Here is a 24,195-nt window from a genome sequence, read left to right on the forward strand (position 1 = left end):
ACGACCCGGGCGGGGTGATGCCGTCCGCGCATCCGGGCGGGGTGGTGCCGTCCACGGACCCGGGCGGGGTGATGCCGTCCGCGCATCCGGGCGGGGTGGTGCCGTCCACGGACCCGGGCGGGGTGATGCCGTCCGCGCATCCGGGCGGGGTGATGCCGTCCACGGACCCGGCCGGGATGATGCGGTCCCGAGCCGGCGGCCCCTCGTTCCCCTGGCTCTCCCGGCTCAGTTCGCTCTCCTCGTCCGGCAGCCGGCGCATGAGGACGCTGTACCCGGCGGCGGCCACCGTCCCGACGACGGCGCACAACCCCCACAGCCACTCGGCCCCGTACCGGTCGATGACGAAACCGGACAGCAGCGGCGCGACGAGCGCGGCCACGGACCAGGACATCGTGTACATGCCCTGGTAGCGCCCGCGCCCCCGCACCGGCGAGAGCCGCACGACGAGCGCGGTCTGTGTGGGGGCGTTGACGATCTCCGCGAGCGTCCACACGCACACCGTCAGCGCGAAGACCCCGACGGAACCGGCGAAGGCGGTCAGCCCGAAGCCGTACCCGGCGACCAGGGACGACAGGACGAGCAGCCGCCGGGTGTCGCGGTGCTCGATGAACCGGGTGACGGGGATCTGCAGCGCGACGATCAGCACGCCGTTGACGGCGATGGCCATGCCGTAGTCGGCGGGGCTGAACCCGGCCTCGCCCATGGCGACGGGCAGCCCGAGGAACCCCTGCTGGAAGACGAGCGCGACGAGGAAGGACAGTCCCACGACACTCATGAACCGCCCGTCGCGCAGTACGGTCCCCAGCCCGACGGCGTCCTCGCTCGCCGTCTTCCCGTCCTGGACGGGCCGGGACTCGGGCAGCTTGAGGAAGACCAGGACGGCGCAGATCAGGGTCATGCCGCCCTCGATGAGGAAGCCGGCGAGGTAGCTGAACTCGGCGATGAACCCGGCGGCCATGGACGACACGGCGAACCCGAGGTTGATGGCCCAGTAGTTGAGCGAGAAGGCGCGGACACGGTCCTCGGGCCGGATGATGTCGGCCATCATCGCCTGCACGGCGGGCCGGGAGGCGTTGGAGGCCATCCCGACGACGAAGGCGACGGCGGCGATGGCCACCGGGTGGTGCATGAACCCGAGCAGCGCGACGGACAGCGCGGTGGAGACCTGCGCGACGAGCAGGGTGGGCCGCCGCCCGAGCCGGTCGGTCATGACGCCCGCGACGAGGGAGGAGATGACGCCGCCGAGTCCGTGGAGGGCGGCGACCAGGCCGGCGTACGTGGCGGAGTAGCCGCGGTCGAGGGTGAGGTACAGCGCCATGAAGGTGGCGACGAAGGCGCCGAGCCGGTTCACGAGGGTGCTGGTCCACAGCCACCAGAACTCACGGGGCAACCCGGAGACGGTCTCCCGGACGGCGCGTCCGGCACGGGCGTACGGCATGAGGATCCCCCACGGACATCAGGCCAGCTGTAAGCGGCTCAAGCGGTGAGCACAACTTACGAGAGCGCGGCCGTCGGTGACCACTCGATTAACAGATCCCGTCAACCGTCCGCCCTGCGGGCGGGGCGCGCGAGGCATCCGGGGGTTCGATTACGCTCAGGCCCATGGCCGACGCACCGTACAAGCTGATCCTCCTCCGCCACGGCGAGAGCGAATGGAACGCGAAGAACCTGTTCACCGGATGGGTGGACGTCAACCTGAACGAGAAGGGCGAGAAGGAGGCAGTCCGCGGCGGTGAGCTGCTCAAGGACGCCGGCCTGCTCCCCGACGTTGTCCACACGTCCCTCCAGAAGCGCGCCATCCGCACGGCGCAGCTCGCGCTGGAGGCCGCGGACCGCCTCTGGATCCCCGTGCACCGCTCGTGGCGCCTGAACGAGCGTCACTACGGCGCCCTCCAGGGCAAGGACAAGGCGCAGACGCTCGCGGAGTTCGGCGAGGAGCAGTTCATGCTGTGGCGCCGCTCCTACGACACCCCGCCGCCGCCGCTGGACCGCGACGCGGAGTACTCCCAGTTCGACGACCCGCGCTACGCGACCCTGCCGCCGGAGCTGCGCCCGCAGACGGAGTGCCTGAAGGACGTCGTCGTCCGCATGCTCCCCTACTGGTTCGACGGCATCGTCCCCGACCTCCTGACCGGCCGCACGGTCCTGGTCGCCGCCCACGGCAACAGCCTGCGCGCCCTGGTCAAGCACCTGGACGGCATCTCGGACACGGACATCGCGGGCCTGAACATCCCGACGGGCATCCCGCTGTACTACGAACTCGACGCGACGTTCAGGCCGGTCACTCCGGGGGGCAAGTACCTGGACCCGGAGGCGGCGGCGGCTGCGATCGAGGCGGTCAAGAACCAGGGGAAGAAGAAGTAAACAGTACTGATCAAGCCCCCTGCCTGCGGCTTTTCCGTAGGTAGGGGGCTTGTTTCTGCACTGGGGCCGTCGCTGGGCCGTGAAAGGGATTCGGGGCCGCTGTCAAGGGTTCCCGCGCGCCTCGGTGAATAGCGATGTGCCCGGTATGCTGTTCGCGCCTCACCTGAACCTCCCCTGAACTCCGCGTAGATGTGCGTGAGTTCCAAGGCTCCGGCCCGAGAAGCAGGCCGGTTGGAGGAGAAGGGAGGCGGTAGAGGTGAGCCTTGAGAAGGACGAGCCTCGTAGGTGGACCAGCGCCGAGAGGTGGCAGGTCTGGCTTACGGGGGCAAGCCTCGTGGTGGCCATCGCTACCGGCGTGATGCAGTTCGCTCGATGAGCGAGTCACGCGCGAGGACGGTCGCGACCGGGAGCTGTACATGCAGCGAGCCCGGTCGGGTAGTAGGCGACCGGGCTCGTTGACTGCATGAGGGCCTGGGTCCGGCGGCAACCGGATCCAGGTCCGCAGTCTTTCCAGACTCCAATCTCTCACGCGTGAAATCTCGAATCAACTTTGTGAGCTTGTCCGCGAACTTTGCTCGCTTGCTTCTTCAGCGAACTTCTCCATCGAAATGTTCGTACGGCTACAGCAGTACCGGCTTCTGACCACGGCCCTCGTGTCACCGGTGATCGAAGACCGAAGCCACAGCCTTGTGGGACTCGGCGTACGGGGTCGGCCCCGTACGAGCACAGGGATGACGCCCGACGCAGCCAGCGCAGGCTGCCACGCCTCCTCGTTGAGTGAGGTACGCCAGACGTGCCGCCGCGCGGCCCGGTGAAGACGAGCCGCTTGGTCACCGGAGCTCCGTCGGCGTCCACGGAAAGGTGATCTCGACCGGCGAGAACCGCTTCATGTGCACCCGCAGCTTGGCGCCCTTCAGCGGCGCGACTCAACAAGATTCCGGCAAGACCCAGAGCAACAAGGAGCCTGCGCTTTCCTGGCCCGTCTTGCTGCTTCTTGGCAGGTGGGGGCTTTTCGTGGACCTGGGCTGTCTCTCTGCCGTGGGGGACGGTGGTGGGGATGTCCGCCCTATCGGGGCGAGGTGTCCTGTCGCGTCGGTCAGTCCGGCCAGGCGTCGGCGACCAGGAACGAGACGACGGTTCCGCCGAAGCGACTGGGGCCGGAGTGCCAGGAGTCGGCGATGGAGTCGACGAGGAGCAGCCCGCGGCCGTGAGCGTCACCAGCTTCCGGTTGCCGGAGTTGCACCTCTGTCGGGAGGCCGGGGTTGTGCACGTCGACGCGGAGCGCGTTTTCCTGGCGGTACCACTCGACCCGCACCAGCCAGGGTTCATCCGACTTCCCGTAGAGGATGGCGTTGGTGACCAGCTCGGAGATCATCAGCGTGCAGTCGTCGATCGAGCAGGCCGGGTTGTAGGGAGCGATGAATCTCCGGAACCAGCGCCGGGCACGGGGCACGGACTCAGGCTCCGGGTGAAGGGTCATCGCGCCGAGCCGGGGCGAGTCCTCGCAGGGGTAGCGGTCGATTGTGTAGGTCACGCGTGCTCGCTCCTTGCCGCTGCTGTCACCGACGAGGCAGCGCCGCTTCGGCGTGGCACGGCTGCGGTCGTTGGCCGGGGGGAACGTCAGCGTCACGCGGGAGGAGACGCGTTGGCACCCGCGCCCTCGACACCCGCGGCGAGCTGATCGTGCTCCCTTCACCGGCCGACGACTCGCCATCTCGTGCGTGCTCGTCAAGTGGCTAATGCCACTTCTCTGGATGGTGGCATTAGCCACATTGGCGGCGCAAGCGGCTCCCTGAAAGTGTCAAGCCATCAGGCGAGGGGATAGCCCTGCTCGAACGCCCAGCGGTGCGGCGGGTAGGTGGCTTCTGCGAACTCCAGAGGCCGGTCCTGGAGGTCGAAGACGACATGATGAACGACGAGGACCGCAGATCCGGGCTCCAGCTGCAGGTCAGCCGCCTCTTGGTCCCTGGCGGCCCGAGCGCACATGCGGTCTTCGGCGTAGCTGCCCTGGCGACCCGTCATCCGCTCGACGTACATCAGCGTCCCTTCCTGGATGCGCTCGGACTCCATGAGCTTGGGCGCCCGCCGACCGATGTCCGGAGCGAACCACGAGGTGGACAAGTCGATAGGGCCGTCCTGGTTGTGGGTCACGCGCCGGCGGTGCACGGCTCGGCGGTCCTTCCCCAGGCCCAGGGCCTCGGCCACATGGTCCGGAGCCTCAAGCCAACCGGCCGACGTGATCACCGCATACTCACCGGGCGTGTAGATCTTTCCGGTCTGCCGGGCCCGCCCGTACAGCTCCCTTGCGCGCCGGTTCACTTCGAGGCTGCGCACGTACGTCCCTGAACCCTGGCGCTTCTCGACCAGCCCTTGATGGCTCAGAGCTTCCAGTGAACGCGCGGCCGTTGGCCGGGAAACCTTCCAGTCGGCGGCGAGCTGTCGCTCCGAGGGCACTTCATCTCCGGGGCGTAGGTCACCCCGAAGGATTTGATCGCGGATGTAGTGAGCGATCTGCAGATACTTCGGCTGCGCCTCTTCGATCTGAGGCATTTCCCCTCCTGGTCCGAGTGGCCAAGGCCATTGGCCACTATAGGGTGAACGGTCAGCACCTGGACCCGTAGCCTGATCGCATGACGCGGTTGATCGTGGCAGCAGGAGGAGGGGGCGACGCAGTCGCGGCCGCAATGCTCCATGCCGCCCTGTACGGCGACGAGGATCAGGTGGTCATCCTCACCTATGCCTGGGACCGCCTGCTGGTCGACCCTCTGCCCGGCCCGCGGGGAGCCGACGACTTCGCGGGACTCGAACCCGTCACTCGATCCGTCTGGTCGGTGCCGGCCAAGGCTCGGCCGATCGCCCCGGCAGGCTCCACGCTCCCTCGCCTCGCGGCAGAGCTCCCGTACGTCCTCGCGCTGCTGGACCCTCGTCACGGCGCCGAGGGCATCGTCCGCCAACTGGGCGAGTTGGTGGAGCACTTGAATCCCGCGTCGATCGATCTCCTGGACGTCGGCGGCGACATCCTCGCCCGAGGCGACGAACCAACGCTCAAGAGCCCACTCGCCGACGCCCTCACTCTCACCGCCTGCTGGCAGGTCAACGCCCCGATCCGGCTCCTGATCGCAGGACCCGGACTGGACGGCGAAATCTCTGCCGACAATCTGCGCCCTCTGCTCGGTCCCCTCGTGCACACCTTCACGGCCAAGGATGTGCGGACCATCGGCAGCCTCCTGGAGTGGCACCCCTCGGAGGCGACGGCCATGCTCGCCGCGACAGCCCGCGGAACCCGCGGAATCTGCGAGGTGCGTGACGCCGGTCTCCCCGTCCCTCTCACCGATGAAGGGCCCATGGTCTACGAAGCCGACCTGGACGACGCGATGAGCCGCAGCAGTCTGGCCCGCGCCATCATGACGACCGCCACCCTGGACGAGGCCGAGGCACACAGCCGCGAAATCTGCGGATTCTCGGAAATCGACTACGAACGCAGCAAGGCGGCGTGGCTCAAGGCGCAGCCCTCAGTGACTCTGGACGCGGACCGGGTGCTGAGCCGACTCGTCACGTTCGAACGCGAAGCCAGAAGCCGCGGAGTCACGCACACGACCTTCCGCCGCCTCACCGAGGCGTTGGGGCTTCCTGGCAGCCGACGTGAAGCCGTGCGTGCCCTGCTCATTGAGGCCAGACCGCATCAGTACGCAGCACCTCTGTGGGAGCTGGCCGCAACCGAGGCCGAGTAGCAGGCGCAACGAGCGCCTTCAGAAGCGAACCTGACCGGAGGTATGCGGCGTCGCCGCCCTGCTGCTGACGGAGGTGTGCAGGTCAGGTGAGGAGGAGGGTGGGATCCGCGGCCTCTGCACAGTCCCGAGGTGGCTCCCGGGACCTGTGCCCATGCCCCGACGTTCCACCCGCCTACACGCGGACCGAGGACGCGGCGCGCGAGTTCCAACAGCCGGTGGCTTCGAGCGGACCGCTGGGCTCACCGCCCCGCCTCACCGCAGCCGGGCCGGACGGGAGCCTCACCGCACCCGCGGCCTCGCCGCACGCGCACCGGCCTCACACCGACAGCGGCACCTCGTGGATCTCGTCCGCCTTGTGGCCCGCGCGTTCGTGGAGGCGCTGGACCGCGTCCGCCGACGGGGCCTCCGACAGGCAGTAGACCGTGCCGGACTGCGGGTCCGCCCACGCGTGTTCGAAGTGGACGCCCTCGTCCTTTTCGATCGCCAGGTCCGCCTGGTGCGCCTCGTGCAGTTGGTCCGCCGTGATGCCCGTCATCCCGTGGTGGACGTCCATGAACTTGGCCATGGCCCCGCACCTCCTCTTCCCGACTCTTCCCGAGCGCCTTCCGGACGCGCCGCCCGCGGCTTCTCCCTCCACGCTGCGCCCCGGAGAAAGAAACCCGCTGCCTCTCCCTCCACGCCGAGCCTCGGAGGAAGAAACCCGCCGCTTCTCCCTCCATGCTCCGCCCCGGAGGGAGAAGCGGCGACTCGGCCGATCGGGTGAATCAACCGGTAGCCGGCCCGACCCATGTCGCCCCGCCAGGGACCACACGTCGGCACACCGCCACCACACCTGAACGACACACCGAAACGCCCCGGCGCCACCCACCCGCGCCGGGGCCCTTCGGTCTCGTCAGCTGCACTGGCAGGGACTGCCCGACTGGCACCCGCAGCCGCAGCCGGAGCCGCAGCCGCAGGCGCCGATCAGCATGAGGTTCCTGATCTCGGCGGGCTGCTCGGTCTCGCGCTCCTGCGCGGGGTCCGGCGTCGTGCCGGGGGTCTCGGCCATGGGTCCCTCCTAAAGAGAGGCTGATGCCTGTGCCCATTGCATGCCCGGCAGGGCGGGCGCATCAACGGCGCACAGGGGCTCGGAGCGGACTTACGCCCCCTCAACCCCCGGAACCCCCTGAATCTCGGACTTCTCCTGCTGCAACTCGTCCGCGTGCTCACCCGTCACCAGGTAGACGACACGCTTGGCGACCGCCACCGCGTGGTCGGCGTAGCGCTCGTAGTAGCGGCCCAGCAGCGTCACGTCGACGGCCGTCTCGATGCCGTGCTTCCAGCGGTCGTCCATCAGGTGCTGGAACAAGGTGCGGTGCAGCAGGTCCATCGCGTCGTCGTCCTGCTCCAGCTGGAGCGCCAGGTCGACGTCCTTGGTGACGATCACCTCGGCCGCCTTCGCCATCAGGCGCTGGGCGAGCTGGCCCATCTCCAGGATGGTGGCGTGCAGGTCCTGCGGCACCGCTCGCTCGGGGTACCGCAGCCGGGCGAGCTTGGCCACGTGCTGGGCGAGGTCGCCCGAGCGCTCCAGGTCCGCCGACATGCGCAGCGACGTCACCACGATCCGCAGGTCCGTCGCCACCGGCTGCTGCCGTGCCAGCAGGGCTATGGCGCGCGCCTCGAGCTCGTGCTGGAGCTCGTCGACCCGTTGGTCGGCCTCGATGACGTTCTCGGCGAGCTTCAGGTCGGAGTCGAGGATGGCGGTCGTGGCGCGCCCGATCGCCGACCCGACCAGCCGGGCCATCTCCACCAGTCCGTCGCCGATCGAGTCAAGTTCCTCGTGGTACGCGTCCCGCATCAGGGTTTCCCTCTCGTGCGTCTTCTCAGGGGGCTCAGCCTCGGAATGACAGATTTCAGGGGCTCAGCAACCCCACGCTCCCACGTTCGTGCCCGTACGCGACCGTTTCCATCACCTCAAATGAATCAATACTGGCCCCAAGGTGAACTCTGGGCGACGAGTGTTCGAGGGGGGACCCGGACGGCTGTGGAGGAGCGGTATCGCATGCCTAACCTGGACGCATGGACGTGAACGCGGCGGTCGCCGCAGCGGCAGCGATCGCCGGTGTACTCACCGGCGTCATCGCCATGCTGGCGTTCCGCTGGAGCGAGCGCGAGCAGAAGCGCCCCACGCGCACCTCACTGCACACGGACCCGGTGCTGCCGCCGGGTGTGGACACCGTGCTGTCCGTGCTGCGCTCCTCCGCCGTCGTCCTCGACGAGGCCGACGCCGTGGTCAAGGCCAGCTCCGCCGCGTACGCGCTCGGGCTGGTGCGCGGCGGCAAGCTCGCCGTCGAGCCCATGCTGCAGATGGCCCGGGACACCCGGCGCGACGGGGAGATACGCCAGGTCGAGCTGGACCTGCCCCGCCGGGGCACCGGACGCGGCGAGGCCCTCGCCGTCTCCGCGCGCGTCGCGCCGCTCGGCTCCCGGCTCGTCCTCCTGCTGGTGGAGGACCTCACCGAGGCCCGCCGCATAGAAGCGGTACGACGCGACTTCGTCGCCAACGTGAGCCACGAGCTGAAGACCCCCGTCGGCGCGCTCTCCCTGCTGTCCGAGGCCGTGATGGACGCCTCCGACGACCCGGAGGCCGTGGAGCGCTTCGCCGGCCGGATGCAGATCGAGGCCACCCGGCTCACCAACCTGGTCCAGGAGCTCATCGACCTCTCCCGGGTCCAGAACGACGACCCGCTGGAGGACGCCGAGCCCGTCCGCGTGGACGAACTCGTCGCCGAGGCCGTCGACCGCTGCCGCCACCAGGCCGGTGCCAAGCAGATCACCATGGCCGCCGGCGGCACCGCCGACCTGGCGGTCTGGGGAAACCGCGGCCAGCTCGCCGCCGCCCTCGGCAACCTCGTCGAGAACGCCGTCAACTACTCGCCCGCCCGCACCCGCGTCGGCATCGCCGCACGCAGCGTCTCCGCGCCGGGCGGCGACATGATCGAGATCGCCGTCACCGACCAGGGCATCGGCATCTCCGACAAGGACAAGGAGCGCATCTTCGAGCGCTTCTACCGCGTCGACCCGGCCCGCTCCCGCGCCACCGGTGGTACGGGTCTGGGGCTGGCGATCGTCAAGCACGTGGCCGCCTCGCACGGCGGGGAGGTCACGGTGTGGAGCGCCGAAGGCCAGGGCTCCACCTTCACCCTGCGACTGCCGGAGGCGGGCGCGGCCCGCGACCGTGCTCAGCAGCGGACCGCCCGCGAAGCCCGCACGAGCCTGGACGCCGCGGCCGGACGGTCCACCACCACCTCCCGAACATCCCCGTACCAAACGCTTCCCGCCCCGGAGGTCCTTCCGTGACCCGTGTGCTCGTCGTCGAGGACGAGGAGTCCTTCTCCGACGCCCTGTCGTACATGCTCCGCAAGGAGGGCTTCGAGGTCGCAGTGGCGACCACGGGGCCCGACGGACTCGACGAGTTCGAGCGCAACGGCGCCGACCTCGTCCTGCTCGACCTGATGCTGCCCGGCCTGCCGGGCACGGAGGTCTGCCGTCAGCTGCGCGGCCGCTCCAACGTTCCCGTGATCATGGTGACCGCCAAGGACAGTGAGATCGACAAGGTGGTCGGGCTGGAGATAGGAGCCGACGACTACGTCACCAAGCCCTTCTCCTCCCGCGAGCTGGTCGCCCGTATCCGTGCCGTGCTGCGCCGCCGCGGCGAGCCCGAGGAGGTGGCCCCGGCCGCCCTGGAGGCCGGCCCGGTCCGCATGGACGTCGACCGGCACGTGGTCACGGTCGGCGGCACGAAGATCGACCTGCCGCTGAAGGAGTTCGACCTGCTGGAGATGCTGCTGCGCAACGCCGGCCGCGTCCTGACCCGTATGCAGCTGATCGACCGCGTCTGGGGCGCCGACTACGTCGGTGACACCAAGACCCTGGACGTGCACGTCAAGCGGTTGCGCGCCAAGATCGAGCCGGACCCGGGCGCGCCCCGCTACCTGGTGACGGTCCGCGGCCTGGGCTACAAGTTCGAGCCGTAAACCGGCCCGGACACGACGGCACACGGCAGGGGCGGAACCTCCCGAGGAGGTTCCGCCCCTGCCGTGTGCGGTGTCTGTACCGCGCGGGCTCAGTGGCCGCTTGCCGCGTGGTCCTCCGACGCGGAGGCCGACGCGCTCGCGGACGCGGCGTCGGTCGGCGTTGCGGAACCGCCCGGCGTGGCCGACGCGCCCTCGGAGGGCTCGCCGCTCGCGGCACCGGACGGCGCCGCCGCAGCCTCGGTCGGGCCCCACGAGGAGTAGTAGCCCTCGGACGGGACGACGAACGCGCGCAGCACCACGGCACCGGTCGTGCTGAAGGTGAAGGTGACCTTCTGCGCGCTGCCGCCGACCAGGCCGGCGCCGGGCAGGACCGCCGAGGCGTTGTCCTTGCCGCCGATGACGAGCGAGCCGCCCGCGGGGACGGTCAGGCTCTTGCCCTTGGCGGGCGTCAGCTTGGCCTTGCCGGCGCCGTCCACGGTGATGGACTCCAGCGTCTCGGCGCGGCTGCCGCTGTTGAAGACGGTGGCGGAGACCGTCGCGGGGCCCGTCGACTCCTTGTCGGCCCGGGTCACCACGACCGCGTTCTGGATTTTCAGGTCGCCGACGGTCGCGGCCGCGTTGTCCGGCCTGATCTCCAGCGACTGGGCGTTGTGACCGGCGCCGCACGCGGCGAGCGAGGCGATCGAGACGGCGATGGCGGCGGCGGCGAGGGCGCCGCGTCGAAGGCTGCTGCTCACGGCGGCGGCAACTCCTTGACTCGAGCGTGGCGGCCGGGGAAGCCACCCTTACGTGTCTGTCAGCGGCCTTAGGTTACCGAGCCGTTCCCGCCCCGCCGCACCCGACCCTCCCTCAGGGCGCGGGCTTCTCCCGCGTGGCACCGGCAGACCCGCCTCACATGCGGCCGGCGGCCGCTTTCGCCCTCCCCTGCTCCGCGATTCGCATAAGCCGTGCTCGGGCGTCCTGCGGGATTTCCGTGAAGAATGCGCCGCCGGGCGAAGAATTGATCACGGGGAGATCTCCGGGACCGGCGCGGGGAGATCTCGGGGGCCGGTGCGGGGAGATCTCCGGGACCCGCCGCGCCGCCCGGTGATCAATTCCGGAATCGTCCGGAAGCTCACGCCGACAACCGAACGGAGTACCGGAAGTCGATCACTTGGAAGCGGACATTTGGGGATGTTCAGCCGCTCGGCGGGGCCTCCGGGCGGGTGTGACGGGGGTGTTTCGTCCGCCCCGGACAGCCGCTCCGACCTGCGAATACCTGCTTCCGTTCGCTCGTCGCAGCACGTCCCGGTTGCAGTTGTCAAGCCCCGAGATATGCCCTGACCTGCGAAAACGCCATTCAGAAGACGCCGTATCCGTGTTACCCTGGATAGCCACGGAAGGGGTACCTGTCACATGACGTTCAAGGTTGGCGACACCGTGGTCTATCCCCATCACGGGGCCGCGCTGATCGAGGCTATCGAAACTCGCCAGATCAAAGGCGTGGACAAGACCTACTTGGTGCTGAAGGTCGCCCAGGGTGACCTCACGGTGCGTGTGCCAGCGGACAATGCGGAGTTCGTCGGCGTGCGTGATGTGGTCGGTCAGGACGGACTGGACCGGGTCTTCGAGGTGCTGCGCGCGCCGTACGCCGAGGAGCCCACGAACTGGTCGCGTCGATACAAGGCAAACCTGGAGAAGCTCGCCTCCGGCGATGTCATCAAGGTCGCGGAAGTCGTGCGTGACCTGTGGCGTCGTGAGCGCGAGCGCGGACTCTCCGCCGGTGAGAAGCGCATGCTCGCCAAGGCCCGCCAGATCCTGGTGAGCGAGCTCGCTCTCGCGGAGAACACCAACGAGGACAAGGCCGAGGCGCTGCTCGACGAGGTTCTCGCCTCCTGACGCAAGGCAGGCAGCCAGCCCGCTCAGCTCTCAGCACAGTGCAGTGAAATGCCGCGGTGCCCGATGACACTTCTCCTGTCGCCGGGCGCTGCGGCATGTTCGTCTTCCGGCACCCCTGTGCCGCGCGTCACGCTCATGCCGTACGCCTCGAACGATCACGCCGTACACCGGAAGACCTGGCCCGATCACGCCGTACGCCCGAAGACGGGGGTCGCCCCCCGGTACTGATGGTGCCGGTCCCGGGCAGCTGTCCCGACCGGTGTCACGGAAGGGTCCGGTCGAGGCTCGCGCCCGGCACGGTGTGGCCATACCCACGTAGGTTGAGCACACAAACCTGACAGGAACCGATGTCTGACGTTTCGCGTCCCACGCCCGCGCAAGCCCGCACCGCAGCCGTCATTCCGGCCGCCGGACGTGGTGTGCGCCTCGGTCCGGGCGCCCCCAAAGCGCTCCGCGCGCTCGGCGGGACCCCCATGCTGATCCACGCCGTGCGCGCGATGGCCGCCTCGCGGGCCGTCTCCCTGGTCGTGGTCGTGGCACCGCCGGAGGATGCCGCCGAGGTCAAGAGCATGCTCGACGCGCACGCGCTGCCCGAGCGCACCGACTTCCTCGTGGTGCCCGGCGGCGCGTCGCGGCAGGAGTCCGTCCGGCTCGGGCTGGACGCGCTGCCGCCCGGCTACGACATCGTGCTCGTCCACGACGCGGCCCGGCCGCTGGTCCCGGTCGACACGGTGGACGCGGTGATCGAGACCGTGCGCGAGGGCGCGCCCGCCGTCGTACCGGCGCTGCCCCTCGCCGACACCGTCAAGGAGGTCGAGCCGGCGGCGACGCCCGGTGAGGCGGAGCCCGTGGTGGCGACGCCGGTACGGGCGCGGCTGCGGGCGGTGCAGACTCCGCAGGGCTTCGACCGGGCGACGCTGGTGCGGGCGCACGAGGCGGTGGCCGACGACGTCACCGACGACGCGAGCATGGTCGAGCGGCTCGGGCTGACGGTCGTGACCGTGCCCGGGCACGAGGAGGCGTTCAAGGTGACGCGCCCGCTCGACCTGGTGCTGGCGGAGGCGGTCCTGGCGCGCAGGAGGCTCAACGATGGCTTCTGAGGCGTCACCGGAGGTCCGGCCGCCGGGCGTCTGGCTGCCGCGGGTCGGCATCGGCACCGACATCCACGCCTTCGAGGAGGGCCGCGAGCTGTGGTGCGCCGGCCTGAAGTGGGAGGGCGAGGGGCCGGGGCTGGCCGGGCACTCCGACGCGGACGTCGTCGCGCACGCCGCGTGCAACGCGCTGTTCTCGGCCGCCGGGCTCGGCGACCTCGGGCAGCACTTCGGCACCGGGCGGCCCGAGTGGTCCGGCGCGTCCGGGGTGACCCTGCTGACGGAGGCCGCCCGGATCGTGCGCGCGGCGGGCTTCCACATCGGGAACGTCGCCGTGCAGGTCGTCGGCCCCCGGCCCAAGATCGGCAAACGCCGCGACGAGGCCCAGAAGATCCTCTCGGACGCGGCCGGCGCCCCGGTGACCGTCTCGGGCGCCACCACGGACGGCCTGGGCTTCCCCGGGCGCGACGAGGGCCTCATGGCGGTCGCCACGGCCCTGGTGGTCCGGGCGGGCTGAGGGGCACCGGCCGGGCTTGTCGGGGGAAGGGCGCGTGGCACGGGTCCGCGCCCACTACCCTGGAGGCGTGACTATTCGGCTGTACGACACCAGCGCCCGGCAGATCCGTGACTTCGCCCCGCTCACCCCGGGCTGCGTCTCGATCTACCTGTGTGGCGCCACCGTGCAGGCCGCACCCCACATCGGGCACATCCGCTCGGGGCTGAACTTCGACATCATGCGCCGCTGGTTCGAATACCGCGGCTACGACGTCACGTTCATCCGCAACGTCACGGACATCGACGACAAGATCATCACCAAGTCCGCCGAACAGGGCCGCCCCTGGTGGTCCATCGGCTACGAGAACGAGCGCGCCTTCAACGACGCCTACCGCGCGCTCGGCTGCCTGCCGCCCACCTACGAGCCGCGCGCCACCGGGCACGTGACCGAGATGGTCGAGATGATGCGCGGGCTGATCGAGCGCGGGCACGCCTACGAGGCCGACGGCAACGTCTACTTCGACGTGCGCTCCTTCCCGGAGTACCTGCGGCTGTCCAACCAGGAGCTGGAGAACCTCAAGCAGCCCTCCGGCACCGGCGAGACCGGCAAGCGGGACCCGCGCGACTTCGCCCTGTGGAAGGCGGCGAAGCCCGGCGAGCCGAGCTGGGAGACGCCGTGGGGCCGGGGCCGCCCCGGCTGGCACCTGGAGTGCTCCGCCATGGCGCACAAGTACCTGGGCACCGCCTTCGACATCCACGGCGGCGGCCTGGACCTGATCTTCCCGCACCACGAGAACGAGATCGCCCAGGCCAAGGCCTACGGCGACGACTTCGCCGCCTACTGGGTGCACAACGCCTGGGTCACCATGAGCGGCGAGAAGATGTCGAAGTCGCTCGGCAACTCCGTGCTCGTCAGCGAGATGGTCAAGCAGTGGCGGCCCGTCGTGCTGCGCTACTACCTGGGCACCCCGCACTACCGCTCGATGATCGAGTACAGCGAGGAGTCGCTGCGCGAGGCCGAGTCGGCGTTCGCGCGCATCGAGGGCTTCGTGCAGCGCGTGGTGGAACTCGCCGGCGGTGCCGTCGAGCCGTCCGCCGAGGTGCCGCCCGCCTTCGCCGAGGCGATGGACGACGACCTGGGCGTCCCGCAGGCGCTCGCCGTCGTGCACACCACGGTCCGGCAGGGCAACAGCGCGCTGGCCGCCGACGACAAGGAGGCCGCCGTCGCGCGCCTCGCCGAGGTGCGCGCCATGCTCGGCGTCCTCGGCCTGGACCCGCTCGACCCGCAGTGGGCCGGCGAGTCCGACCGCGGCGAGGACCTGGAGGGCGTCGTCGACAGCCTCGTACGACTCGTCCTGGAGCAGCGGGAGGCCGCGCGGGCGCGCAAGGACTGGGCGACCGCGGACGCCATCCGTGACCGGCTGAAGGAGTCCGGGCTCGTGATCGAGGACAGCCCGCAGGGGCCGCGCTGGAGCGTCGGCAGGCGCTGATGCGCCGTCGGCCCCGAAGATCGACTGTGCCGCCCGGCCCCCCGGGCGGCACACTGCATGAACACGTACGTACGCAACTTCACGGAGACGGGTAGCTCATGGCCGCGAACAACCGCCGCATGTCCGGCAAGAAGGGCGCGCAGGTCGGCAGTGGCGGCAAGCGGCGCCGGGGCCTCGAGGGCAAGGGCCCGACGCCTCCCGCCGAGATGCGCAAGGGGCACAAGAAGAACCGCATCGCCTCCGCCCAGGCCAAGCAGGCCGCGCGCCGGCCCGCGGCCCGCGGCCGGGGCGGCAGGTCCGCCTCCGAACTGGTCGTCGGCCGCAACCCGGTCGTCGAGGCGCTGCGCGGCGGCGTGCCCGCGTCGACGCTGTACGTGCAGCAGTTCATCGACAACGACGAGCGGGTGCGCGAGGCGCTCCAGCTCGTGGCGGAGCGCGGCGGCATCAACCTCATGGAGGCCCCGCGCCCCGAGCTCGACCGGATGACGAACGGCCTGAACCACCAGGGCCTCGTCCTCCAGGTCCCGCCCTACGAGTACGCCCACCCCGAGGACCTCGTCGCCGCCGCCCACGAGGAGGACGAGGACCCGCTGATCGTCGCCCTCGACGGCGTGACCGACCCGCGCAACCTCGGCGCGGTCGTGCGGTCCGTCTCCGCCTTCGGCGGGCACGGTGTGGTGGTGCCCGAGCGGCGTGCCGCCGGGATGACGGCCGGCGCCTGGAAGACGTCCGCCGGGACCGCCGCGCGAACCCCGGTGGCGCGTGCGACGAACCTCACGCGCGCCCTGGAGGCGTACAAGAAGGCCGGCATCGTGGTCGTCGGGCTCGCCGCCGACGGTGAGACGGAGATCGGCGAACTGGAGGCCCTCGGCGGGCCCGTCGCCGTCGTCGTCGGCAGTGAGGGCAAGGGGCTGTCCCGGCTGGTCGGCGAGACCTGTGATTTCCGGGTGCGGATCCCGATGCCCGGTGGCGCCGAGTCGCTGAACGCCGGAGTCGCGGCGGGCATCGTGCTGTACGAGGCGGCCCGCAGGCGCGCCTGACCCGCCCGGCATGGACGCTTCGAACGGGCGTCCATGCCGTCGCCCGCCCGGGGCAATCCCGGCGAGCAGGACAAGCTTGACGCGGTCCGGACACATCCGACGGGTCAAAGCAGTGTCCTATCCACACGTCACTCGGTTAGATGAGTGTGGACACCAGAACACCCCGCACACCCACGGGGGACCGCTCGTTGGGAAACGACGACGCTCCCGCGCTGAGCATGGTGAAGGTGCCGAGCGATCCGGCGCAGGTCATCGTCAGTCACGCGAGCTTCCGCGTGCAGCTGGGCGCCTCGACGTCGTTCGCCCAGTCCCCGCGCATCGCCCGGCACTTGAGCGCCACCCAGGACACCGCACCGATGCCCGTCGTCGGCAGCGCCGGTGCCCGTCGCCGTCCCGTCGTGTGGAGCGGCCGGTCCGCCCCCGACGACACCGGCGCGCACCGGCTCCTCCAAGCCGTGCGGACCGAAGGCGTCCGGTACGCCGACGAGCCGCTCACCGACGCCGGAGCCACCCAGGTCATCCCCCGCGTCGACGTCGACGGCGGCCCGGCCGACGGGTACGGCGGGCACGACGGCGACCCGGCCGCGCAGACCGCCGGGACACCCGTCGTCGGCGCCCAGCGCAGCCACGACGCGCAGGACACCGGCGGCACCCGCCTCCTGCCGCAGATGCGCACCGTCGGCAGCGCCTACGACGAACCGGGCTACGCGGACGACGAGCCCGACGACACCGGCGCCTACGAGGCGGCGGGCGCCGACGGCGACACCGGGCGGCGCACCCGGCGCCACGCCGACGACCCCGCGCGGCACGCCTACTACCCGGGCCGCCGCATGAACCTCGGCGTCGTGCTGCTCCCGCTGCGCGTCTTCCTCGGCTTCATCTCCATCTACGCCGGCATGGGCAAGCTCTGCGACCCGCACTACTTCGACGGCGGCAAGCGCGGCTCCATGGTGAAGTGGCTCAACACCCTGCACCCCTGGGAAGTGGCCGAGCCGCTGCGGCAGTTCGCCCTCGAACACCCCGTCGGCTCCGGCCTCGTCATCGCCTTCCTCCAGGTCGTCGTCGGGGTCCTGACGGTCCTGGGCTGCTGGCAGCGGGTGGCCGCCGTGGTCGGTGCGGCGCTGTCCGCGGCGCTGCTCGTCACCGTCAGCTGGAAGAGCGTCCCCGCCTACGACGCGCCCGACATCATCTATCTCGCCGCCTGGTCCCCGCTGATCATCGCCGGGGCCCCGGTCTACTCGGTCGACGGCCGCCTCGCCGCCGGCGCCTGGCGGCGCCTGGGACCGCGCGCGCCCATCTGGGACCTGCGCCGTCACGTGCTGCGCCGCGGCGCACTCGTCACGACCGTCGTGGCCGGGCTCACGCTGCTGATCGGCTCGGTGCTCGGCGGTGCCGTCCGGGACGCCGACCGGGTGGTCGTGCCCGGCCCCGGCGAGGCCCCGCGCAACGAACTGCCGGGCTCCCCGCTGCCGGAGAAGCCCCGCGAGCGGGAGAAGCGCACACCGTCGGCGTCCGGCTCGCCCTCACAGGGCGCCACGTCCGGCCCGAGCGCCGGTTCCTCGCCCCCACAGGGGGCGGCCACCGGCGCGCCCGGCGACAGCACCTCGGGCACGCGGCCCACCGCGACGCAGGGCACCTCGGGCCAGGCGCCGCCGCAGCAGTCCTCCCCGGCCGGTCAGGCGCCCAGCACCACCTCCGGGCCCACCGCGGGCGGCACCACCGGCGGTGGCGACTCCAGCGGCGGCGGCGACGACGGCGGCGGGGACTCCTCCCCCCGGCCCGGTCTCGTGGGCGGCCTGCTGGGGTAGCCGGGCCGGTGGGCGGCCTCCTCGGACGGGCCACCGGCTGACCGTGCAGCGGCGGGGTCCCGCACACTCGGTGTGCGGGACCCCGCCGACGTGTGCCGTGCCGCTCAGGGCTGCGGGCGGTTCCCGCCCGGGCGCGGAGCTGTCAACGGCCCTGGGAGGCCAGTTCCTTCGCCGCCTCGGTCAGGTCCTTCGCGGTGTCGATGGCCCGCCAGTAGGAGCCCTGCGGGATCGGGAACCCGGCCAGTCGGCGTTCGCGGGCCAGCCGCGGGAACGTGGTGCGCTCGTGGTCGCCGCGCGCCGGGAGCAGGTCGGCGAAGCCGGGGGAGAAGACGTACACGCCCGCGTTGATCTCGAACGTGGACGGCGGTGCCTCGATGAAGTCCGTGATGTGGCCGAAGCCGTCCGTCTGCACGGCGCCCCACGGCAGCCGCGGGCGGGCCAGGGCGAGTGTGGCGACGGCGTCGCGCTCGGCGTGGAAGTCCGCCATGTCGCGCAGCGAGAAACGGGTCCAGATGTCGCCGTTGGTCGCGTACCACGGCCGGTCCGGGTGGGGGAGGTGCGCGGCGGCGTACTTGAGGCCGCCGCCGCGGCCGAGGGGCTCGGTCTCGACGACGGTGGTGACGGAGACCGGCAGGTCGGCGGAGTCCAGCCACTTCTGGAGGACTTCGGCGAGGTGGCCGCAGGAGACCACCACGTCGGTCACGCCTTCCGCGGCGAGCCAGGACAGCTGATGGCCGATGATCGGCGTCCCCGTGCCGGGGATCTCGACCATCGGCTTGGGCCGGTCGTCGGTGTAGGGACGCAGCCGGGAACCCTGACCACCGGCCAGGACGACGGCTTGGACGGGGCGGGACGCAGCGCTCGGATCGGTCATGACCGAACCTTACGTGGCGTCCCGCCAGGGCCTGTGCGGCGTGTCCGCTCGCGGGAGTCCATGATCCGCCGGACAGGGCTGGGCTGCCGTCGGCGACCGCTCGGGGGAAGGTGCCGCGGGGTTCAGCGGTGTGCCGCGGCGACCCCCGTGGCGAAGGAGGTGTCGCAGACGGGGCGCGCGAACGACTGGGCCCGGGTCGGGCCGTAGACGCGGACCGCGGCCCTGCCCAGTGCGCGGGCGATGGACGCGCAGTGCCGCGCCAGCTTGGGACGGCCGTTGACGGCCTGCTGGAGGCGGGTGAGGGCGACGCCCGGGTCCTCCTCCTGCAAGACGGCGAGCAGTTCGTGGCGCAGCACGTCCTGCGGGGCGAGGCGTGCGGTGCGGGCGGTTCCGGCCACGGATGCGTCGGCGGCGGTGAGCACCGGGCTGGAGGGATTCCCCGACCAGTTGACTCGGGTGACCGCGAGGGTCCCGGAGAGCACCAGGACGACGGGCAGAACGAGGGCGAGGGTGCGGCCGATCCGTCGGGCGGGGCCCCGGCCGCGTCGCGTCTGTTGGGTAGTGGAGTGCTTCACGCGAGTGAGGGTAGCGTGCAGTGATGATTTGGAGACATTTAGTCACCGGTTCGGGGGACGGGGAACCGCCCCGAAGTGGGTAGTGCGTTGACGCACACTGCTCGAAACGTCCGGTGTGCCGGGGTATTTGTCGACAGCACGGGAGAAGGGGCCCCGCAGCGGTCTGCGGGGCCCCTTCTCGTGCGCTGTGGTGGCGCGTCAGCCGGACAGGCGCGCGCCCGTGGAGGTGGCGAACACGTGGGTCTCGCCGCCGCGCGGGACGACGTGCAGCGTGCTGCCCTTCTCGGGGACGTCACGGCCGCCGACGCGGACGACCAGGTCCTTGGACTCGCCGCCGACGTCGGCGGTGCCGTAGACGAAGGCGTCGGAGCCGAGCTCCTCGACCACGTTCACGGTGACCGCGACGCCCAGGTCGGACTCGGGGCCGGCGACGTCGAAGTGCTCGGGACGCACGCCGACGGTGACGGTCTTGTCGGTGGCGGAGGACAGCGCCTCGCGCTGGACCGGCACCACGCTGTTGCCGAACTTCACACCGCCGTCGGTGATCGGCACCTCGACCAGGTTCATGGCGGGGGAGCCGATGAAGCCGGCGACGAAGAGGTTCGCGGGGCGGTCGTACATGTTGCGCGGGGTGTCGACCTGCTGGAGCAGACCGTCCTTGAGCACCGCCACGCGGTCGCCCATCGTCAGGGCCTCGACCTGGTCGTGGGTGACGTAGACGGTGGTGATGCCCAGGCGGCGCTGGAGCGAGGCGATCTGCGTACGCGTGGACACGCGGAGCTTGGCGTCCAGGTTGGACAGCGGCTCGTCCATGAGGAACACCTGCGGCTCACGCACGATGGCGCGGCCCATGGCGACACGCTGGCGCTGACCGCCGGAGAGCGCCTTCGGCTTGCGGTCCAGGTACTCGGTGAGGTCGAGGATCTTCGCGGCCTCCTCGACCTTCTGCCGGATCTCCGCCTTGTTGACGCCGGCGATCTTCAGCGCGAAGCCCATGTTGTCGGCGACCGACATGTGCGGGTAGAGGGCGTAGTTCTGGAACACCATGGCGATGTCCCGGTCCTTCGGCGGCAGGTGCGTGACGTCGCGGTCGCCGATGCGGATGGCGCCGCCGTTGACGTCCTCGAGACCCGCGAGCATGCGCAGGGAGGTGGACTTGCCGCAGCCGGACGGACCGACGAGGACGAGGAACTCGCCGTCCGCGATCTCGATGTCCAGGGCGTCGACGGCGGGCTTGGTGGAACCCGGGTAGATCCGGGTCGCCTTGTCGAACGTGACAGTGGCCATGGTGATGGGCCCCCTTCTACCGGCAGGAACGTGCCGGACGATCCGTTGTAGGAAGGTGGTGCCACGACGGGTGATTCCGTTGTGGTGCAGTCCACGAGCGTGAACTGGATCAGGACGGTACCTGGCGTTCACCTGGTCTGTCAGTACTTCGCGGTGTGTGAACTTCGCCGAAATTTTCCACACCGCTCCGTCCCCGGCCCCGCGGGCCCGCCCCGCCGGGGAACTTCGTGGCTCGGGGAAAGGGGCTCTGTGTACAGTGGAGCAGCCTCCGTGCAGGGCAGCGCACCCCGCACGGCGCCTCCTTAGCTCAGCTGGTAGAGCACCGCTCTTGTAAAGCGAAGGTCGTCGGTTCGAGTCCGACAGGGGGCTCGCGTGGGCCCGGGCCGGGTGGTGTGCGGCCCGGGCTTTGTCATGCCCGTTCGCCGAGTGCCGTGAGGGCGTCGTCGGTCAGGCGGTACACCGTCCACTCGTTCTGGGGGCGGGCGCCGAGGGACTCGTAGAAGGCGATGGACGGGGCGTTCCAGTTCAGGACCGACCACTCCAGGCGCTGGTAGCCGCGTTCGAGGCAGATGCGCGCCAGTTCGGTGAGCAGGGCCTTGCCGTGGCCGGCGCCGCGGGCCTCGGGGCGGACGTAGAGGTCCTCCAGGTAGATGCCGTGCACGCCGCGCCAGGTGGAGAAGTTCCGGAACCACAGCGCGAAGCCGACGGGGACGCCGGTGCGGTCGTCCTCGGCGAGGTGGGCGTGGACGGCCGGGCGGTCGCCGAAGAGGGCCTCGTGGAGCTGTTCCGGCGTTGCCTTCGCCTCGTGGGGGGCCTTCTCGTACTCGGCGAGTTCGCGGATCAGGGTGTGCAGGACGGGGATGTCGGCGGGGGTCGCGGTGCGGATCATGCCGGGCAGGCTAGCCGTTGCCGGTGTCGCGCAGGGTGCGGGCGATGGTCAGGTGGTCCGGGCGTACGGGGCGGCCCTCCTCGATGTCCCACAGGCCGTTCTGCAGGACGCGGGCGAGGGTCCAGGCGCGGGCCCGGGCCCGGTCGAGGCCGAGGGCGGCGGTCATGGCGTCGAAGCGCCAGCGGGTCTCGGCCGGGTCGTAGCGGTTGTGGAGGGCCGGGAACAGGTCGAACCCCGGGTCGCCGGCCAGGGGCTTGGGGTCGATGGCCAGCCACGGGGAGCGGGTGGCGGCCAGGACGTTGCCGAAGTGCAGGTCCCAGTGCAGGAGGCGGTCGCCGGGTTCGGTGGCGACCTCGCGCAGGGCGGCGGCGCAGTCCGCGAGCAGGCGCCGGTCGGCCGGGTCGGGGACGCGCGCCAGGGCCGGGGGCGTGCGGTCGAGCATCCGCCGCGCGATGTCGCCGAGGCGGCGCAGGGACGCGGGTGCCGGGGTGGTGGTGAGGCGGGCCAGCAGCCGGGCGACGACGAGGACGGCTTCGCGGCTGTCGGCGACCCGGTCGAGGCTGCGGGCCGGGTCCAGGCGCTCCAGCAGCATCGTGCCGGTGGGCTCGTCGTGGTCGAGGAGGCGGACCGCCCCGTGGCCGTCCCACCGGCGCAGCGCGGCCGGCTCGCCCTCGCTCTCGGCGTCGACGAGGTGCAGCTTGAGGACGGCCGGCGTGCCGTCGGCACGGCGTACGACGGGCAGTACCAGGGCGCACACGCCGTGCAGGGAGGGGCCGTCCGGGCTCAGGTCCCAGCGGTCGAGGAACGCGGCGGCCAGGCCCGGCAGGCGGGCGACGAAGGCCCGGCCCGCCGCGCCGTTGACCATCTCCTGCGAGGCCGCGAGCTGCTCCGGGACGTGGATCACCGTACGGACGGTAGTGGCACGGGCGGTGCGGGGCACGCGGTTCCGCGCGGGAGCGGCGTGCTGGGCGGGCGGTGCGGCGGGTGGGGTGCGAGGCGACTGCTGGGCGGTGCGTCGGTGGGGTGCGAGGCGGGGAGGGGCCCGCACGGATCGGTTCGTGGCCCCTCCCCGCGTCCCCCTCAGGCCACCGACTGCGGCACCGGCGCACCGGCCGGACTGCCGTGTTTCGGGGCCCTGGCGGTCACCATCAGGCCCGCGACCAGGCCGGCCAGCATCATGATGCCGGCGGCCCACCAGATGGCGACGGTGTAGCCGTGGACGATGCCCTCCCGCACGACCTGCTCGCGCTGCGCGGGGTCGGTGCGGCGGGCGGAGAGGTAGCCGGCGCTGCTGGTCGTGGCGATGGTGTTGAGCAGGGCCGTGCCGATGGAACCGCCGACCTGCTGCGAGGTGTTGACGGTGGCGGAGGTGACGCCGGAGTCCTGCGGGGCGACGCCCGCGGTGGCGGTGGCGAAGACCGGCATGAAGGTGAGGCCCATGCCGAGGCCCATGAGGATCAGCGCGGGCAGGATGTCGGACGCGTACGACGAGTGCGCGGTCATCCGGGTCAGGAGCAGCAGGCCGGCGGTGGCCAGGATCATGCCCGGGGTCAGCAGCATGCGGGGCGGGACGTGCTGGAGCAGCCGGGCGGAGATCTGGGTGGCGCCGACGATGATGCCCGCCGTGAGCGGCAGGAAGGCCAGCCCGGTGCGGACCGGCGAGTAGCCGAGGACGACCTGGAGGTAGTAGGTCATGAACAGGAACAGGCCGAACATGCCGACGACGGCGAGCGCCATGGTGAGGAAGCAGCCGGCGCGGTCGCGGTCCTTGAGGATGTGCAGCGGCAGCAGCGGTCCGAACGTGTGGTTCTGCCACCGCACGAACACCGCGAGGAGTACGGCTCCGGCGGCGAGCAGGGCCAGGACGTACGGGTCGCTCCAGCCGCGGGGCTGGGCCTCGCTGAAGCCGTGGACGAGGGCGACGAGCCCGCCGCAGCCGAGCAGGACGCCGGGCACGTCGAGGCGGGCTCCGGCGGGGCCGGGGCGGTCGTGCAGCAGGGCGAGGGCGCCGGTGACGGCGACGACCGCGATGGGCACGTTGACGTACAGGCACCAGCGCCAGTTGAGGTACTCGGTGAGGACGCCCCCGACCACGAAGCCGATCGCGGAGCCGCTGCCGGCCAGGGCGCCGTAGACGCCGAAGGCCTTGCCGCGCTCCCTGGGGTCGGTGAAGGTCGTGGTCAGCAGGGACAGGGCGGCGGGCGCGAGCAGCGCGGCGAACACGCCCTGCAGGGCGCGGGCGGCGAACAGCATGGCAGAGCCGGTGGCGGCGCCGCCCAGTGCGGAGGCGGCGGCGAAGCCGACGAGGCCGATGACGAAGGCGCGCCTGCGGCCGACGAGGTCGGCGATGCGCCCGCCGAGCAGCAGCAGCCCGCCGAAGGCGACGGAGTAGGCGGTGATCACCCACTGGCGGTCGCCGTCGGAGATGTCCAGCGCCCGCTGCGCGGAGGGCAGCGCGATGTTCACGATGGTCGCGTCGAGGACGACCATCAGCTGGGCGAGCGCGATGACCACAAGGCCCCACCAGCGGCGCGGATCGGCGTCCACCGGAGGCTGCGGTCCACCTGCCCGGGTGACACTCATCTGGACAGAACATCACGAATCGGGGCGTGTCGCATTCCTGTGGAGTTCCTGCGGAGCCCTCCGGCACCCTTGCG

At 71.2% G+C, this 24,195-nt stretch carries 23 protein-coding genes, 1 tRNA gene and 1 pseudogene; 11 read left to right on the forward strand and 14 right to left on the reverse strand.

Annotation, left to right across the window (positions count from 1 at the left end):
* Window positions 1-1,438, reverse strand: a 1,438-nt coding sequence (locus tag AB0M97_RS17610) for an MFS transporter (protein ID WP_365961761.1), incomplete at its 3' end; no start/stop codon positions are given.
* Window positions 1,439-1,602: 164 nt separating this feature from the next.
* Between AB0M97_RS17610 and AB0M97_RS17615 the strand changes: the two genes are divergently transcribed.
* Window positions 1,603-2,364 carry a phosphoglyceromutase gene (locus tag AB0M97_RS17615; protein WP_365961762.1) on the forward strand — a complete coding sequence of 254 codons (762 nt, stop codon included), beginning with the start codon at window positions 1,603-1,605 and terminating at the stop codon, window positions 2,362-2,364.
* A 727-nt stretch (window positions 2,365-3,091) separates the two neighbouring features.
* On the opposite strand, the pseudogene AB0M97_RS17620 reads toward AB0M97_RS17615, so the two are convergent.
* The 3 genes and pseudogenes from AB0M97_RS17620 to AB0M97_RS17630 form a co-directional block, all read right to left on the reverse strand.
* Window positions 3,092-3,284: pseudogene (locus tag AB0M97_RS17620) on the reverse strand (site-specific integrase); the annotation flags it as partial.
* A 176-nt stretch (window positions 3,285-3,460) separates the two neighbouring features.
* Window positions 3,461-3,898, reverse strand: a complete 438-nt coding sequence (locus AB0M97_RS17625; RefSeq protein ID WP_365961763.1) for an ATP-binding protein — start codon at window positions 3,896-3,898, stop codon at window positions 3,461-3,463.
* A gap of 275 nt (window positions 3,899-4,173) precedes the next feature.
* On the reverse strand, window positions 4,174-4,914 hold the full coding sequence (locus AB0M97_RS17630; protein WP_365961764.1) for a GntR family transcriptional regulator: 741 nt from the start codon (window positions 4,912-4,914) through the stop codon (window positions 4,174-4,176).
* Window positions 4,915-4,994: 80 nt separating this feature from the next.
* On the opposite strand from AB0M97_RS17630, the gene AB0M97_RS17635 reads away from it, so the two are divergent.
* Window positions 4,995-6,095, forward strand: a complete 1,101-nt coding sequence (locus AB0M97_RS17635) for a DUF1152 domain-containing protein (RefSeq protein WP_365961765.1) — start codon at window positions 4,995-4,997, stop codon at window positions 6,093-6,095.
* Between the two features lie 316 nt (window positions 6,096-6,411).
* Here AB0M97_RS17635 and AB0M97_RS17640 read toward each other — a convergent pair whose 3' ends face one another.
* From AB0M97_RS17640 to phoU, 3 genes are all read right to left on the reverse strand, one after another.
* Entirely contained in the window at window positions 6,412-6,660 is a 249-nt protein-coding gene (locus AB0M97_RS17640; RefSeq protein WP_365961766.1) for an SCO4226 family nickel-binding protein, read from the reverse strand.
* Window positions 6,661-6,987: 327 nt separating this feature from the next.
* Window positions 6,988-7,143, reverse strand: coding sequence for a hypothetical protein (locus AB0M97_RS17645; RefSeq protein ID WP_365961767.1), 156 nt, complete (start codon window positions 7,141-7,143; stop codon window positions 6,988-6,990).
* Between the two features lie 90 nt (window positions 7,144-7,233).
* On the reverse strand, window positions 7,234-7,932 hold the full coding sequence (phoU, locus tag AB0M97_RS17650; protein ID WP_365961768.1) for a phosphate signaling complex protein PhoU: 699 nt from the start codon (window positions 7,930-7,932) through the stop codon (window positions 7,234-7,236).
* Between the two features lie 221 nt (window positions 7,933-8,153).
* Here phoU and AB0M97_RS17655 point away from each other — a divergent pair, with 221 nt between their 5' ends.
* Both AB0M97_RS17655 and AB0M97_RS17660 read left to right on the forward strand, forming a co-directional pair.
* Window positions 8,154-9,434, forward strand: a complete 1,281-nt coding sequence (locus AB0M97_RS17655; protein ID WP_365961769.1) for an ATP-binding protein — start codon at window positions 8,154-8,156, stop codon at window positions 9,432-9,434.
* Window positions 9,431-10,111: a response regulator transcription factor gene (locus tag AB0M97_RS17660; RefSeq protein ID WP_019326704.1), complete on the forward strand. Its 681-nt coding sequence runs from the start codon at window positions 9,431-9,433 to the stop codon at window positions 10,109-10,111. The genes AB0M97_RS17655 and AB0M97_RS17660 overlap by 4 nt, the downstream gene beginning before the upstream one ends.
* An 89-nt stretch (window positions 10,112-10,200) precedes the next feature.
* Here the strand turns inward: AB0M97_RS17660 and AB0M97_RS17665 are convergent, their stop codons facing one another.
* Window positions 10,201-10,848 (reverse strand): DUF461 domain-containing protein, encoded by a 648-nt coding sequence (locus AB0M97_RS17665; RefSeq protein ID WP_365961770.1) that lies wholly within the window; start codon window positions 10,846-10,848, stop codon window positions 10,201-10,203.
* Between the two features lie 658 nt (window positions 10,849-11,506).
* On the opposite strand from AB0M97_RS17665, the gene AB0M97_RS17670 reads away from it, so the two are divergent.
* From AB0M97_RS17670 to AB0M97_RS17695, 6 genes are all read left to right on the forward strand, one after another.
* Entirely contained in the window at window positions 11,507-11,989 is a 483-nt protein-coding gene (locus tag AB0M97_RS17670) for a CarD family transcriptional regulator (RefSeq protein WP_003953493.1), read from the forward strand.
* A gap of 347 nt (window positions 11,990-12,336) precedes the next feature.
* The gene (ispD, locus tag AB0M97_RS17675) at window positions 12,337-13,089 is read left to right on the forward strand and encodes a 2-C-methyl-D-erythritol 4-phosphate cytidylyltransferase (protein ID WP_365961771.1); all 753 of its coding nucleotides are present in this window, start codon (window positions 12,337-12,339) and stop codon (window positions 13,087-13,089) included.
* Window positions 13,079-13,597: a 2-C-methyl-D-erythritol 2,4-cyclodiphosphate synthase gene (gene ispF / locus AB0M97_RS17680; RefSeq protein ID WP_365961772.1), complete on the forward strand. Its 519-nt coding sequence runs from the start codon at window positions 13,079-13,081 to the stop codon at window positions 13,595-13,597. Before ispD ends, ispF begins: the two co-directional genes overlap by 11 nt.
* Before the next feature lie 67 nt (window positions 13,598-13,664).
* Complete coding sequence (cysS, locus tag AB0M97_RS17685) at window positions 13,665-15,065, forward strand: cysteine--tRNA ligase (RefSeq protein ID WP_365961773.1); 1,401 nt, start codon at window positions 13,665-13,667, stop codon at window positions 15,063-15,065.
* A gap of 98 nt (window positions 15,066-15,163) precedes the next feature.
* Window positions 15,164-16,105 carry a 23S rRNA (guanosine(2251)-2'-O)-methyltransferase RlmB gene (gene rlmB, locus AB0M97_RS17690; protein WP_365961774.1) on the forward strand — a complete coding sequence of 314 codons (942 nt, stop codon included), beginning with the start codon at window positions 15,164-15,166 and terminating at the stop codon, window positions 16,103-16,105.
* A 140-nt stretch (window positions 16,106-16,245) separates the two neighbouring features.
* On the forward strand, window positions 16,246-17,913 hold the full coding sequence (locus tag AB0M97_RS17695; RefSeq protein WP_365961775.1) for a DoxX family membrane protein: 1,668 nt from the start codon (window positions 16,246-16,248) through the stop codon (window positions 17,911-17,913).
* Between the two features lie 142 nt (window positions 17,914-18,055).
* Here AB0M97_RS17695 and AB0M97_RS17700 read toward each other — a convergent pair whose 3' ends face one another.
* From AB0M97_RS17700 to ugpC, 3 genes are all read right to left on the reverse strand, one after another.
* Complete coding sequence (locus AB0M97_RS17700; protein ID WP_365961776.1) at window positions 18,056-18,787, reverse strand: nucleotidyltransferase family protein; 732 nt, start codon at window positions 18,785-18,787, stop codon at window positions 18,056-18,058.
* Between the two features lie 122 nt (window positions 18,788-18,909).
* Window positions 18,910-19,362: a hypothetical protein gene (locus AB0M97_RS17705; protein WP_365961777.1), complete on the reverse strand. Its 453-nt coding sequence runs from the start codon at window positions 19,360-19,362 to the stop codon at window positions 18,910-18,912.
* A 198-nt stretch (window positions 19,363-19,560) separates the two neighbouring features.
* Window positions 19,561-20,649, reverse strand: a complete 1,089-nt coding sequence (ugpC, locus tag AB0M97_RS17710; RefSeq protein ID WP_365961778.1) for a sn-glycerol-3-phosphate ABC transporter ATP-binding protein UgpC — start codon at window positions 20,647-20,649, stop codon at window positions 19,561-19,563.
* Between the two features lie 296 nt (window positions 20,650-20,945).
* Here ugpC and AB0M97_RS17715 point away from each other — a divergent pair.
* A tRNA-Thr gene (locus AB0M97_RS17715) sits at window positions 20,946-21,018 on the forward strand.
* 40 nt (window positions 21,019-21,058) lie between these two features.
* On the opposite strand, the gene AB0M97_RS17720 is transcribed toward AB0M97_RS17715, so the two are convergent.
* From AB0M97_RS17720 to AB0M97_RS17730, 3 genes are all read right to left on the reverse strand, one after another.
* Window positions 21,059-21,538, reverse strand: a complete 480-nt coding sequence (locus tag AB0M97_RS17720) for a GNAT family N-acetyltransferase (protein ID WP_365961779.1) — start codon at window positions 21,536-21,538, stop codon at window positions 21,059-21,061.
* A gap of 10 nt (window positions 21,539-21,548) precedes the next feature.
* A complete protein-coding gene (locus AB0M97_RS17725; protein ID WP_365961780.1) occupies window positions 21,549-22,442 on the reverse strand; it encodes an aminoglycoside phosphotransferase family protein in 894 nt (297 codons plus the stop codon).
* A gap of 176 nt (window positions 22,443-22,618) precedes the next feature.
* Entirely contained in the window at window positions 22,619-24,121 is a 1,503-nt protein-coding gene (locus AB0M97_RS17730) for an MFS transporter (protein WP_365961781.1), read from the reverse strand.
* Between the last annotated feature and the right edge of the window lie 74 nt (window positions 24,122-24,195).

Source organism: Streptomyces sp. NPDC051207, from assembly GCF_040682395.1.
In the GTDB taxonomy this organism is placed as follows: Bacteria; Actinomycetota; Actinomycetes; order Streptomycetales; family Streptomycetaceae; genus Streptomyces.